The organism is Acidimicrobiales bacterium, assembly GCA_034521975.1.
In the GTDB taxonomy this organism is placed as follows: Bacteria; Actinomycetota; Acidimicrobiia; order Acidimicrobiales; family SKKL01; genus SKKL01.
In genome coordinates this window covers 35,699-48,584 of sequence record JAXHLR010000007.1, presented here as the reverse complement: position 1 = coordinate 48,584, position 12,886 = coordinate 35,699, and the positions used below count along the sequence as shown (strand labels likewise).

Here is a 12,886-nt window from a genome sequence, read left to right as displayed (position 1 = left end):
GGTCGTCGGGGCCGCGGACCACGCGGGCGGTGTGGTCGGGTAGGCGGGATTTGAACCCACGACCTCCTCGTCCCGAACGAGGCGCGCTACCAAGCTGCGCTACTACCCGGTGCCGGGCGAACCCGGTGGATTGGCCAGGCTACTCGACCATCGCGGGGTCAGGCCAAGGCGTCGAGGGGTCAGGCCAAGGCGGCGGGCACGTCCCCGACCGCCTCCCCGGCGAGGACCTTGCGGACCGCCCGCCCCAGGCCGAAGGCGTCGATGGGTTTGACGAGCCAACCGTCGGCCTTGGCCGAGTGGGCGAGGAAGCGGTCGTCGGCCCGGTCGAGCAACAACAGGACCTTGACCGGATCGAGGCGACCGGCGCTCTCCTCGAGGCGCAGCGCGTGGCAGGTGGCGATGCCACCCATGTTGCCGATCTGCAGGTCGAGGATCACCAACTCGGGGCGCAGCGCTTCGACGGCGGGCACCACCTCGGCGCCCGTTCGCACCCGTGACACCTCGGTGCCGGGCTCGGAGAGCGCGGCGACCACATCGTCGCGGATCCAGTCGGCATCGGTGGCGAGCAGTACGTGTGACACGCCGTGAGGCTACCTCCCACAAGGCCGCGGGCTCCATCTGTGATGTCGCCATGTTTGGCACCTTGCGTCGCGGGGCATGATGGGCAAGGCTCGACTGCGAGCGACGAGGGAGATCAGAGTGCTCGACATCCAGATCGAGGAGACAGCGGAGTACACGGTCTGTCGGCCGGTCGGAGAGCTCGACGCGTACACCGTCGGCCAGTTCCGCGAGTCGCTCGGCGACCAGGCTTCCGCGTCGCGGCTGATCATCGACCTGTCCGAGGTCCCGTTCATGGACTCGGCCGGTCTCGGCGCCCTGATCGGCGGCATCCGCAGGGCCCGCGAGGCCGGTGGACAGGTTGCGGTGGCCTGCAGCCGCCCCACCCTCACCCGCCTTCTGCACACCACCGGCTTCGACCGCATCGTCCCGGTCACCGAGTCGATCGCCGACGCCGCCACCGCCCTCGACGAGGACGACGCCGCGGCCGGCTAGGCAGGCTTGACCGGCACCAGGGCGTCGGCGATCTGGGTGAGGCCGTCCAGGTCGCGCACGTCTCCGCCCAGCATCGGCACCAGCACCACGTCGAGCTCGCCGAGGGTCCCCAGCAGCTGCCCAAGGCGCTGTCGTTCGGCATCGGCCGCATCGCACTGGTCGACCAGCGTGTCGCACAGCGCAGCCAGCGCGGTCCCCGGGTGCTGGTCGGCGATCGAGCGGAACCGGTCTGTGCCGTCGGTGACGGGGCGGGGTTCAACCCGGTTCACCACGATCCCCTTGATGGCGATGTCGTCGTCGCGGAGGCGCGCCGCGAACCAGCGAGCCTCCTCCAGCGCGTCGGGCCGGGGGGAGGTGATCAGCACGAACGCCGTGTCCGGTGACCGGAAGCGGTCGGCCACCTCGTGCGCCCGGTCGCGGAACCCCTCTTCGAGCCCCTCGAAGGCCTGGAAGAACTCGATTGCGTCCTCGACCACGGCGGTGCCGACCACCCTGGACATGGTCCGCACGAACGCCGAGGTGGCCAATCCCACCGCACGGGTCATGCGCCGGGTGGGTGCCATGAGCATCCGGTAGAGGCGATGGTCGAGGAATCGGGTGAGGGTGGTCGGAGCGTCGATGAAGTCGAGGGCGTTGCGGGTCGGAGGCGTGTCGATGACGACGAGATCGAAGCGCTCGTCGGCGGCCAGCTCGTGGAGCTTCTCGGCGGCCATGTACTCCTGGGTGCCCGACAGCGCGTCGGCCATGTTGCGATAGAACGGGTTGGCGAGGATCCTCGCCGCCTGCTCGTCGGTGGCATAGCGGGTGACCAGGCCGTCGAAGGTGGCGCTGGTGTCGAGCATGGCCGCCCACAGCTCCCCCTCCCACGGACCGGGAATGTGGCGTGGCGCGTTGTCCAGACCCGTGGCGCCCAGCCCGAACGCGTCCGCGAGGCGCCTGGCCGGATCGATGGTCACCACGACCACACGCCTCCCGTCGCGGGCCCCGGCGAGGGCCAGCGCGGCAGCGGTGGTGGTCTTGCCCACGCCGCCGGACCCGGCGCAGATGATCACGTCGTGGTCGGCGACGGTGGTGGTGAGCGTGCTCACGGCGGGGTGACCCCCACCTCGGTGAGCCGCTCGTCGAGCGCCTCGATGCCCGCCAGCAGGGCCGTGGACAGGCGGTCGAGCTCGCCGCGGCCGAGCTCGTGGCCGGGGCTCGCCGGCAGGTGCAGCTGGGGGAGGGGAAGCTCCCGCTCGAGTCGACCGAGCTGCTCGGCCTGCAGCTCGGCCCTGGCCCGCCGGAACTCGGTGGTGCTGTCGAGTGCCTCGAGCTCGTCGTCGCTCAGATCGACGCCCGCTTGGGCGGCGGCCTCGGCAGCGGTGATCGAGCCCGTCGTCGCCGGCGGGGCCGGGTCGACCCCGTTGACGATCACCGGGCCGAGGGCGATGCCCAGCTCGTCCTCGAGCTTGTAGGCGGTCTCGATCAGCTCGTTGATCGGCGTCTCCTCGGGGATCGTCACCAGCAGCACCCTGGTGCGGGCGGCGTCGGTGAGCAGGTCGAGGGCCTCGCGAGCCTGGGTGTTGATCGGACCGACCGACACGGTGTCGAGCAGCGCTCGGGGGGAGCGCAGAAAGCTCACCGCGTGGCCCGCTGCTGGGGTGTCGAGCACGACGAGGCGGTCGCTCGAGGCCCGTTCGATCTGTTTGACCTTGCCCAACAGGAGGATGTCCTCGATCCCCGGAGCTGCGGTGGAGACGATCTCGAGGGCGCCGCTGCGGACCAGGCGCCGCGACACCCGGTCGAGCCCGTGATCGGTGAGGTACTCCATCAGCGCGTCGTCGGCGGTGAGCGCCCGGGCGGCCACCGCCGCCGCGCCGGGTGGATCGCCCCGTTCCCAGAGGACCGATTCCTGGTACCCGAGCTCGGGGCGCTCGAACACGGTGGCCAGGCCGCTCTTCCCCTCGACCTCGACGACGAGCGCGGAACGCCCGCTGCGGGCCGCGGCCCTGGCCAGGACGGCGCTCACCGTCGTTTTGCCCACGCCGCCCTTCCCGGCAACGATGGCGAGCCGGGATGCTGCGAAGAAACGGGCAGGATCCACTACGTTCCCTTCGCGTCCGGAGAACTCCTTGCGCAGACTAACCAGCGTCGGCGTGCTCTTCGTTGCACTGGCCGTGATGCTCGGCGCGGCGCCACTCCACGCCCAGACCGCCACCGAAGACGACCTCGCCACCGAAGACGACCGTGCCGCCGAGGACGACGATCCGGGCTTCATCACCGTCATCGAGGTGAACGGTCTGATCGACGACATCCTGGTGGACTTCGTCTCCTCCTCCATCGACGAGGCCGAGGAGTCCGGGGCCCGCTACCTGGTCATCCACCTCGACTCTCCGGGGGCGGTGGTGTCGGAGGGCGTGCTGGTCGACCTGGCTCGCCAGATCCACGAAGCCGAGATCCCGGTCGCGTCCTGGATCGGCCCGTCCGGGGCCCAGGCCTTGGGAGGGGCCGCCCAGCTGGCGGCGGTCACCGATCCGATCGGCGTGTCCATCGGTACCCGCATCGGTCGCACCGGCGAACCGATCCTTCCCGAGGACGAGTTCGGCGCCCTGTTCGGTGACGCCACACCGCTGCTGGTCGACGACACCGTCGGCCACGAGCGGGCCCTCGAGCTCGACATCGCCCCCGAGCAGGCCCTGACCCTGGGGCAGTTCGCGCTCACCCTCCCGGGCTTCGAGTCGATCGAGGTGGTCCAGGACGGCGAGCCGAGCCTCGAACCCCGCACGGTCGTGCGGTTCAGCCAGCTCGATCTCCCCGCCCAGATCTTCCACACGGTGGCCAGCCCCGAGGTCACCTACCTGTTGTTGGTCATCGGCCTGGCGCTGCTCGTCTTCGAGCTCTACACCGCGGGCGTCGGCATCGCCGGCATGGTCGGGGCCGGGTCCCTGGTGCTCGCCTCCTACGGTCTCTGGGTCCTGCCGGTCCGGCCGATCGCCCTGGTGTTCGTGCTCGTCGCCTTCGTCGGGTTCGCGGTGGACGTGCAGACCGGGGTCCCCCGGTTCTGGACCGCAGCCGGTGGTCTGCTCTTCGCCGTCGGCTCGCTCACCTTCTACGACGCGGCGTCGATCTCGTGGATCACACTGGTGGTGGCCTTCGTCGGCGTGGTGCTGACCTTCCTCGCCGGGATGCCGGCGATGGTCCGCACCCGGTTCTCCACCCCGACCATCGGGCGCGAGTGGATGATCGGGGAGGGCGGGCTGGCCCGAGGTACCGTCGACCCCGACGGGGTGGTGGTGGTGCGTGAGGCTCCGTGGCGGGCCCACACCAACCGAGCGACACCCATCGCCGACGGCGACCCGGTTCGGGTGGTGGCCATCGAGGGCATGGTGCTCCAGGTCGAGCCCGAGGACCATCCGGCTCGCGACTACCGCGACCGTTGACACCTCCTGCCCTTTCGGTGCCCTTCGTCGCGCGCGGACACGAAAGTGACCCTTGTCGCATCGACAACCCCGGTTGTAGGGTCGCGACACGGAAGGGGGGTCTGCGTGTGAGTGCACAGAGGACCGAAGATGCCTGGCAGGTCAAAGCAGCCTGCCGTGGGCCTCAGGCAGCGGTGTTCTTTCCGCCGCCACAGTTCGAACGCAAAGACGAGAAGCTCGAGCGCGAAGCCAGAGCCAAGGCGATCTGTGCCGACTGCTCGGTACGGCGCCCATGCCTCGACTACGCCATCTCGATCCGTGAACCACATGGCATCTGGGGTGGTCTGAACGAGAACGAGCGGCGCCAGCTGGTGGCCTCCGAGCTGAGCTGAGGGGCCGCAGCCTCGCCGACCGTCCAGACCGGTAGCCTGGGGGGTGTCATGCCCCTCATCGCGCTGTTGTTCCTGGCGGTCCCGATCATCGAGTTGCTCGTGATCGTCTCCGCCGCGCAGGCCATCGGCACGCCCCAGACCCTGGTGCTGCTCCTCGTGGTCAGCATCATCGGCGCGTGGCTCGTGAAGGTCGAGGGGCTCGGGGTGTGGCGGCGGTTCTCCACCACCCTCGCTCGCGGCGAGATGCCCCACCGCGAGATCGTCGACGGGGTGCTGATCCTCGCCGCCGGGGCCTTCATGCTCACCCCGGGGTTCGTCACCGACGCTGTCGGGCTGCTGTTCCTCGCGCCGCCCTCACGGGCGGTCATCCGGGCCATGGTCCTCAAGCGGGTCACGCCCGGTGTGGGGGTCAACGCTCCCTACGGGTTCGCCGGTGGGGCTGCGGGTCCCACCGCCGGTTCCGCGGGAGGGGTGTGGGACACCACCGGCTGGGAGTCCGACCCCGACCGCCCGGGACCTGACGATCCCCCCGGTCCACGGGGCCTCGACCGATGACCCAGACCGAGGCGACCGAGGTCGAGCTTCGTCGGGCCGCCACCGTGATGCTGGTGCGCGACGGCGTCGACGGGCTCGAGGTGTTCATGGTGCGCCGCAACCCGGCCAGCGTGTTCGTCGGGGGTGCGTTCGTCTTCCCCGGCGGCGCGGTCGACGACCACGATCACCACGACGTCGACCCGTACTGCGCCGGACTCAGCGATCCGGTCGCGTCCGTGGCGCTCGGTCTCGAGCGTGGCGGCCTGGCCTACTGGGTGGCGGCGGTGCGCGAGTGCTTCGAGGAGTGCGGGCTCCTGCTCGCCTACGACGAGTCCGGCCAGATCATCCGTTTCGACGACCCCGAGGTCGAATCCCGCTTCGTCGAGCACCGCCGGCGCGTCGACGCCGGCGAGCTCCGCCTCATCGATCTGTGCGCCGACGAAGGCCTCACCCTGGCCTGCGACGCCATCCACTACTTCTCGCACTGGATCACCCCGATCGGTCCGCCCCGACGGTTCGACACGCGCTTCTTCCTCGCCCGGGCCCCCGATGCCCAGGTCGGGTTGCACGACGATCGCGAGACGGTCGCCAACCTGTGGGTCCGGCCCGCCGAGGCGCTCCGGCGAGCACGCGACGGCGAGCTCGAGATCATCTGGCCCACCGCCAGGAACCTCGAGGCCATCGCCCGGTTCGACTCTGCCGACGAGTTGCTCGGTGCAGTGCGCCAGCAGGTCGAGGTCCCCACCATTCAGTCCCGCATCGTGGACGACGAGGGTGGAACCCGAATTCTCTTGCCCGGTGATCCCGGCTACGAAGGAGCTGCATCGTGACCGACGACACCGTCGACCTCCCAACCCCCATCGTTCCCGGGGTGGCACGCGCGCTCAGTCCGCTGGTCCGCCGCATCGCGGTCGACCTCGACGGCACCGCGGGGCCAAACACCTACCTGATCGGCATCGACGAGATCGCGGTGATCGACCCGGGACCCGATCTCGACCAGCACCTCGACGCCATCGCCGGGTGTGGCGGCGACCGTATCCGCTGGATCCTCACCACCGGGACCGGCGATCAGGCGGGGATCAAGGGCCTGCGGGCCCGTACCGACGCCCTGGTGCTGACCGTCGATGGGATCGGCCCTGCCGACGCCGACGAGATGGTCGGCGAGGATCACACCATCCTCGGCACCGAGTTCCGGCTGGTGACGATGCCGGCACCCGGCGGCGAGCCGCGAGCCATGTTCCTGCTCGAAGAGGAGCGGGTGCTCTTCGGCGGCGACGCGGTGGCCGCCCTCGACGAGGAGCTCCTGGCCGACCGCCGTCTCAAGCGGCTGCGGGCGGTGGCCCCCGCCGAGGGGCAACTCATCGAGCGGCTGTAGACTCGACTCTTCGTGTCTGACACCAACTCTGCACTCCCCAACCCAGTACTCCCCAACCCCGGCCTCCGCAACGTCGCCCTGGTCGCCCACGTCGACCACGGCAAGACGACGCTGGTCGACGCCATGCTCCGCAGCGTCGGGACCTTCCGCGCCAACGAGGCGGTGGTCGACCGCGTCATGGACTCCGAGGACCAGGAGCGCGAGCGGGGCATCACCATCTTGGCCAAGGCCGCCGCCATCACCTGGGAGGGCATCCGGATCAACCTGGTCGACACGCCCGGCCACGCCGACTTCGGCGGCGAGGTCGAGCGGGCTCTCGCCATGGTCGACGGGATCCTGCTGCTCGTCGACGCGTCCGAGGGTCCGCTTCCCCAGACCCGCTACGTGCTCTCCAAGGCCCTGGCGATGGACCTGCCGGCGGTGGTGGTCATCAACAAGGTCGACCGTGGCGACGCCCGCGCCGACGAGGTCCTCGACGAGGTGTACCAGCTGTTCATGGACCTCGACGCCGACGACCACCACATCGAGTTCTCCGTGGTCTCCACGATCGCCACCGAGGGCCGCAGCGTCGCCGGCGTGGGCATGCCCGATCCCGACGCCGACCTCACCCCACTGTTCGAGGCGCTGACCTCGACGATCCCCGCACCCAGAGGCGACCCCGACGCACCGCTGCAGGCCCTGGTCACCAACCTCGACGCCTCCGACTACCTCGGCCGGTTGGCGATCGGTCGGGTCATGCAGGGAACGCTGCGCAAGGGCGACCTGGTGGCGCTGTGCCAGGAGGGCGACGTCGCACCGGTCAAGCGCAAGCTCAGCCAACTGCTCGGCGTCGAAGCCGTTGCCCGGGTCGAGGTCGACCAGCGGCGGGCCGGCGACCTGTTCATCATCGCCGGCTTCCCCGAGGTCGGGATCGGTGACACCCTCGCCGATCCCGCCCACCCCAAGCCGCTTCCCCGGTTGAGCGTCGACGAGCCGGTCATGCGGATGACCTTCGGGGTGAACACCTCACCCCTGGCCGGCAAGGAAGGCCGATACCTCACCTCCCGCCACCTCCGCGAGCGCCTCGACCGCGAGGTGCTGGGCAACGTGTCGATCCGTCTGGCCGAGACCTCCTCGCCCGACATCATCGAGGTCGCGGCCCGCGGTGAGCTGCAGCTCGCCGTGCTCATCGAGAACATGCGCCGCGAGGGCTACGAGCTCCAGGTCAGCCGGCCCGAGGTCCTGGTGCGCGAGATCGACGACGCCAAGCACGAACCGCTCGAGGTCGCGGTCATCGACGTCCCCGACGACCACGTCGGCACCGTCACCCAGGCGGTGGCGCCACGAAAGGGTCGGGTCATCGACCTGCGGCCCGGCGACATCGGGCGCACCATCATCACCCTGCACGCACCGTCGCGTGGCCTGCTGGGATTCCGGTCGTTGCTGCTCACCGCAACCCGCGGAACCGCGCTCATGCACCAGCACCACGAAGGCTGGATCCCCTGGGTCGGCGACCTGCCCACCCGCAGCGGGGGTGCCATGATCGCCGACCGAACCGGCGTGTCGACCGCGTACGCCCTCGACAACCTCCAGCAGCGGGGCGAGCTGTTCGTCGGTCCCGGTGTCGACGTCTACGAGGGCATGGTCGTCGGTGAGACCTCGCGCGGCGGCGACATGTACGTCAACGTGTGCCGCGAGAAGCAGAAGACCAACATCCGCACCCACGCGGCCGACGACGCCATCAAGCTCACCCCACCACGCCTGCTCACCCTCGAGACCGCCATCGAGTGGATCGCCGACGACGAGCTGGTCGAGGTCACCCCGGCGAACCTGCGGCTCCGCAAGCGCATCCTCAAGGAACAGGACCGCCGCCGCCTCAACCGGTAGGGCTGCCGCCGCTACAGGTCGAGCTCGTCGAGCGCGGCCGCGGCGGCGTCGAGCATGTGGGCGCTGCAGCCGGCCATCTCGACCGGCGGGATCGCCTCGTCGAGGATGCGGTCGGCCAGTGCCCGGAACGCCTCGGCGGCGGGTCCGTCGCCCAGCGCGACCGGGGTGCCGGTGTCGCCGCCGAGGGCGACCGACGGTTCGAGCGGGATCTGACCGAGCAGCGGCGCGCCGGCGTCGTCGGCCAGGATCTGGCCTCCGCCGGTGCCGAACAGCGGGTAGGACTCGCCGTGATCGCAGATGAAGGCGCTCATGTTCTCGATCACTCCGGCCACCCGAACGTGGCTCTTCTGCGCCATGCTCGCGGCCCGGATGGCCACCTTCTGCGCGGTGGCCGCGGGGGTGGTGACGACGAGCATCTCGGCGCGGGGGAGCATGCGGGCCAGACCCATGGCAACGTCGCCGGTGCCGGGCGGCATGTCGATGAACAGGTAGTCGAGGTCGCCCCACTGCACGTCCTCGACGAAGTGCTGCACCGCCCGGTTGAGCATGAGGCCCCGCCACATCAGCGCGGTCTCCTCGTTGTCGACCAGCAGACCCATCGACACGACCTCGAGCCGTCCCTCGCCGACGTCCTGGACGATGGGGGCGATGCGAGGACGTTCGCCCTCGGCCGGCTCCTGGCCCTCGACGCCCCCGAGGCGGCCCTCGACCCCGATCATGCGGGGCACCGAGAACCCCCAGATGTCGGCATCGAGCACGCCGACGGTGTAGCCCTTGGCGGCAACGGCCACCGCGAGGTTCACCGTCACCGACGACTTGCCGACCCCTCCCTTGCCCGAGGCGATGGCCACGACCCGGGTGGTGGAGGGGATCAGGGTGTCGGGCGCGTGCTCCTGGGCGTTGAACCGGGCCCGGCTCATGGTGGCCGCCTTCTCCTCGGGATCGAGCTCGGTCCAGTCGAAGGTCACCTCCGAGACGCCCGGCATCGACTCGACCCGTGCCCTGGTGTCGCGCTGGATCTGGCCCCGCAGTGGGCACCCGGCGGTCGTGAGGGCGATCGTGACCCGCACCCTGCCCTCGTCGTCCACCCGGGCGCCCTTGGCCATGCCGAGGTCGACGATGTCGCTGCCGAGCTCGGGGTCGATCACCCCGCGCAGCACCTCCATGACGTCGGCCTCGGTGGGGAGGGTCGGTCGGTCGGTCGTGTTGGCCATGGGGACGATTTTACCGGGCTCGGCCGTGTAAACTTGCGTCGTGGCTCAGGAACCATCCCCCGCGGCCCCCCGCAGCGGCGACCGACCGGCACGCCTCGCCATCCTCAAGGCGTTGGGCGACAACACGCGCTATGCCATCTACCTCGAGCTGGCCCGGTCCCCGGTCCCGATGTCCACCGCCGAGATCGCCGATTCGCTCGACCTGCACGTCAACACGGTGCGCCCCCACCTCGAGCGGATGCGCGAGGTCGGGCTCCTCTCGGTCCGCAGCCAGACCCGTGGCGGTGTCGGGCGTCCCCAGCACCTGTACTCACTCGCCCCCGACGCTCCGTCGCTCGGGCTCGAACCGTCGCCCTATCCCACGATCGCCCGGATGCTGCTCGCCGTCGCCTCGTCCACCGAGCTCGATCCCGAGGCGGTGGTCGTCGCCGGGCGCGACCAGGGAGAGCTCGACGCCCGCCCATGGGACCAGGGCTCCCCACCGGTCGAAGCGCTCATGACCGAGCTCGACTCGATGGGGTTCGACCCCGAGATCGTCGTCGAGGACGACACGACCACCATCGCCTTCGCCCACTGCCCCTTCGCCGAGCTGGCCGAGTCGAACCCCTCGGTGGTGTGCGCCCTGCACCAGGGCATGGTCGAGGGCTTCCTCGACGGCATCGGGGGACCGTGCCCGTCGGCGTTCAACACCCTGGTCCATCGCCAACCGTGCCGGGTCGAGCTTCCGGTACCGGCCTGATGCGCGACATGGCCCCATCGACCGATAGCATCGACAACGTCCAATCGTATGAGGAGGACCCCGCGTGATCACGCTCACGGATTCTGCCGCAGGCAAGGTCAAGCAGCTCATCGAGGCCGAGGGCGACGCGTCGCTCGCGCTGCGGGTCGCGGTCCGTCCCGGCGGCTGCTCGGGCTTCAGCTACGAGATGTTCTTCGACACCGACGTCGCTGCCGAGGACATGGCGATCGAGTACTCGGGGGTCAAGGTCGTGTCCGACCCCTCCAGCGCCCAGCTGCTCGACGGCGCCACGCTCGACTACAAGGACGGCATCCAAGATGCCGGCTTCGCCATCAACAACCCGAACGCCAGCCGCACCTGCGGCTGCGGGCAGTCCTTCAGCTGACCCTCCAGTTCGAGGTCGACGGCCGCCAGGTCGAGGTCGCCGACGACGGCGCATCGCTGCTCGAGGTCCTGCGCGACCGACTCGGCTCGCGCACGCCCAAGGACGGGTGCAGCCCCCAAGGCCAGTGCGGGTGTTGCACCGTACTCGTCGACGGCCAACCGCGCGTGGCGTGTGTGACCCCGGCTCGTCGGGTCAAGGGTCGCTCGATCACCACCCTCGACGGCATCGATCCCGCCGCCCGCGAGCGGTGGGCCGACGCCTTCTGCGCCACCGGCGCCAGCCAGTGCGGGTTCTGCACGCCGGGGATCATCGTCCGCCTCCACGGGCTGGCGGCCAAGAAGCCCGACGCGTCGATCGCCGACGCCGAACGGGCGCTGCAGGCCCACCTGTGCCGTTGCACCGGGTGGCGCACGATCCTCGATGCCTGGGAGCACCGCGAGCAACCGGTCACGATCGACGGCCGCGACCTCGACGCCGCGGCCCGCCGAGCCGAGATCGAGGGCCGGATCCCCCAGGCTGTCGGGCCCCACGTGGCCCTCGGCGCCGGCGGGTTCGCCGACGACACCGCCCCCGCCGACGCGCTGGTCGCGGTGCCCACCGCCGACGGCGATTGGGTCGTGGCCGAGTCCCTCGGCGAGGCCCGCCAGGCCGCGGGCAAGGTCCAGGGGCGCCGAACCACCGTCGACGCCGAACCACCGCTCGAGCTGCCCGACGGCGACTGGGCGGTCACCCTCCGCACCTCATGGGTCGAACCGGCCTATCTCGAGACCGACGCCTCGTGGTGCCGACCCGGTGGTGAGCCGGCCAGCCCACTGGCCAACGGCGGTGCCTTCGGGGCCAAGGTCGACAGCATCGCTCCCGGCGCCGCCCGCCGGCTCGCCGACGAGCACGATCGAGCGGTGCGGGTGGTGGTGTCGCGAGAGGACGCCGTTCGATCGGGGGCGAAGCGGCCGCCGGTCGCCGCCGGGATCCGGGCCGACGGCACCGGGGTCATCCGGGTGGCGCGCACCCCGGGCATCGTCGACGCGATCCACGCGGTGGCTCCCGAGCTGGAGGTCGAGGAGGTGTCGGTCGCCGGGCCCCCGACCTCGGCCGCGATCCGCGCCGCCGGCTGGGCCGAAGCCGCGATCCTGCGGGCGGCGATCACCGGCGAGGCGACGATCACCGGCGAGGCGACGATCACCGGCCCCGACGGATCCCGGGCCACCGCCACGGTCGACGACGGCACCATCAAGATCCGGGTCAGCTGCGGCGACCCGCTCGACGAGGTGGTGCTGCACTCCTACTGCGTCGGGGCCGCCCACATGGCGCTGAGCTGGGTCACCTCCGAAGGGTTGGCGGTCGATGACGCGGGCGCGGTGCACGACCTGACCATCCGCTCGTTCGGCGTCCTGCGGGCGGTCGACACCCCACCCATCGAGATCGAGCTCGACCCCGGCCCCGGCCCGCCCGTCAACGGTTCCGACACCGTGTTCGCCGCGGTGGCCGCGGCGGTGTGGATCCACCAGGGTCTCCCCCCGGTCTGGCCCACCGGCCAGACTGTTCGCACCAACTGATCGCACCCCACCGAGGAGACACCATGGCCACCCCAGTCGGTCCCTACACGCCGATCGTCCGGGCCGGCGACTGGCTGATCGTGTCCGGCCAGGTCGGCATCGTCGACGGCAAGCTCGTCGACGGTGGCACCGCCGGTCAGCTCGAGCAGGCCCTGGTCAACATGGAGGCGCTGCTGGCCGGCGAGGGGGCCACCAAGGACCACGTCGTCAAGACCACCGTCTTTCTCCGCCACATGAGCGACTACCGGCTGATGAACGACACCTACACCGCGTTCTTCGGCGACCATCGCCCCGCCCGCTCGGCGATCGGGGTCGCCGAGCTTCCCATCGGCGCCCTCGTCGAGGTCGAAGCCTGGGCCCACGTGGCCTAGGAT

At 70.7% G+C, this 12,886-nt stretch carries 15 protein-coding genes and 1 tRNA gene; 11 read left to right on the top strand and 5 right to left on the bottom strand.

From position 1 onward, the window contains the following. Positions 1–32 precede the first annotated feature (32 nt). Positions 33–109 (bottom strand) — tRNA-Pro (locus U5K29_13205). A gap of 70 nt (positions 110–179) precedes the next feature. Further along, entirely contained in the window at positions 180–581 is a 402-nt protein-coding gene (locus U5K29_13200; GenBank protein MDZ7679493.1) for a response regulator, read from the bottom strand. 118 nt (positions 582–699) lie between these two features. On the opposite strand from U5K29_13200, the gene U5K29_13195 reads away from it, so the two are divergent. Next, positions 700–1,053, top strand: coding sequence for an STAS domain-containing protein (locus U5K29_13195; protein ID MDZ7679492.1), 354 nt, complete (start codon positions 700–702; stop codon positions 1,051–1,053). Here the strand turns inward: U5K29_13195 and U5K29_13190 are convergent. Together U5K29_13190 and U5K29_13185 are read right to left on the bottom strand one after the other, a co-directional pair. Then, positions 1,050–2,141, bottom strand: a complete 1,092-nt coding sequence (locus tag U5K29_13190) for an ArsA-related P-loop ATPase (GenBank protein MDZ7679491.1) — start codon at positions 2,139–2,141, stop codon at positions 1,050–1,052. The genes U5K29_13195 and U5K29_13190 overlap by 4 nt on opposite strands. Further along, on the bottom strand, positions 2,138–3,136 hold the full coding sequence (locus U5K29_13185; protein ID MDZ7679490.1) for an ArsA-related P-loop ATPase: 999 nt from the start codon (positions 3,134–3,136) through the stop codon (positions 2,138–2,140). Before U5K29_13185 ends, U5K29_13190 begins: the two co-directional genes overlap by 4 nt. Before the next feature lie 28 nt (positions 3,137–3,164). On the opposite strand from U5K29_13185, the gene U5K29_13180 reads away from it, so the two are divergent. The 6 genes from U5K29_13180 to typA all read left to right on the top strand — a co-directional run bounded on the left by U5K29_13180 (position 3,165) and on the right by typA (position 8,618). Further along, entirely contained in the window at positions 3,165–4,472 is a 1,308-nt protein-coding gene (locus U5K29_13180; protein ID MDZ7679489.1) for an NfeD family protein, read from the top strand. Positions 4,473–4,579: 107 nt separating this feature from the next. After that, a complete protein-coding gene (locus tag U5K29_13175) occupies positions 4,580–4,843 on the top strand; it encodes a WhiB family transcriptional regulator (protein MDZ7679488.1) in 264 nt (87 codons plus the stop codon). Between the two features lie 48 nt (positions 4,844–4,891). Further along, positions 4,892–5,398, top strand: a complete 507-nt coding sequence (locus U5K29_13170) for an FxsA family protein (protein MDZ7679487.1) — start codon at positions 4,892–4,894, stop codon at positions 5,396–5,398. After that, positions 5,395–6,207: an NUDIX domain-containing protein gene (locus tag U5K29_13165; protein MDZ7679486.1), complete on the top strand. Its 813-nt coding sequence runs from the start codon at positions 5,395–5,397 to the stop codon at positions 6,205–6,207. Before U5K29_13170 ends, U5K29_13165 begins: the two co-directional genes overlap by 4 nt. Next, a complete protein-coding gene (locus U5K29_13160; protein MDZ7679485.1) occupies positions 6,204–6,752 on the top strand; it encodes a hypothetical protein in 549 nt (182 codons plus the stop codon). The genes U5K29_13165 and U5K29_13160 overlap by 4 nt, the downstream gene beginning before the upstream one ends. A 12-nt stretch (positions 6,753–6,764) precedes the next feature. Beyond that, positions 6,765–8,618 carry a translational GTPase TypA gene (typA, locus tag U5K29_13155; protein MDZ7679484.1) on the top strand — a complete coding sequence of 618 codons (1,854 nt, stop codon included), beginning with the start codon at positions 6,765–6,767 and terminating at the stop codon, positions 8,616–8,618. A gap of 11 nt (positions 8,619–8,629) precedes the next feature. On the opposite strand, the gene U5K29_13150 is transcribed toward typA, so the two are convergent. Next, positions 8,630–9,832 carry an Mrp/NBP35 family ATP-binding protein gene (locus U5K29_13150; protein ID MDZ7679483.1) on the bottom strand — a complete coding sequence of 401 codons (1,203 nt, stop codon included), beginning with the start codon at positions 9,830–9,832 and terminating at the stop codon, positions 8,630–8,632. 40 nt (positions 9,833–9,872) lie between these two features. On the opposite strand from U5K29_13150, the gene U5K29_13145 reads away from it, so the two are divergent. From U5K29_13145 to U5K29_13130, 4 genes are all read left to right on the top strand, one after another. Beyond that, entirely contained in the window at positions 9,873–10,571 is a 699-nt protein-coding gene (locus U5K29_13145; GenBank protein ID MDZ7679482.1) for a helix-turn-helix domain-containing protein, read from the top strand. 64 nt (positions 10,572–10,635) lie between these two features. Next, positions 10,636–10,956, top strand: a complete 321-nt coding sequence (erpA, locus tag U5K29_13140) for an iron-sulfur cluster insertion protein ErpA (protein ID MDZ7679481.1) — start codon at positions 10,636–10,638, stop codon at positions 10,954–10,956. Between the two features lie 173 nt (positions 10,957–11,129). Further along, positions 11,130–12,512 (top strand): 2Fe-2S iron-sulfur cluster-binding protein, encoded by a 1,383-nt coding sequence (locus tag U5K29_13135; protein ID MDZ7679480.1) that lies wholly within the window; start codon positions 11,130–11,132, stop codon positions 12,510–12,512. 23 nt (positions 12,513–12,535) lie between these two features. After that, positions 12,536–12,883, top strand: a complete 348-nt coding sequence (locus U5K29_13130) for a RidA family protein (GenBank protein MDZ7679479.1) — start codon at positions 12,536–12,538, stop codon at positions 12,881–12,883. The last annotated feature ends 3 nt before the right edge of the window (positions 12,884–12,886 follow it).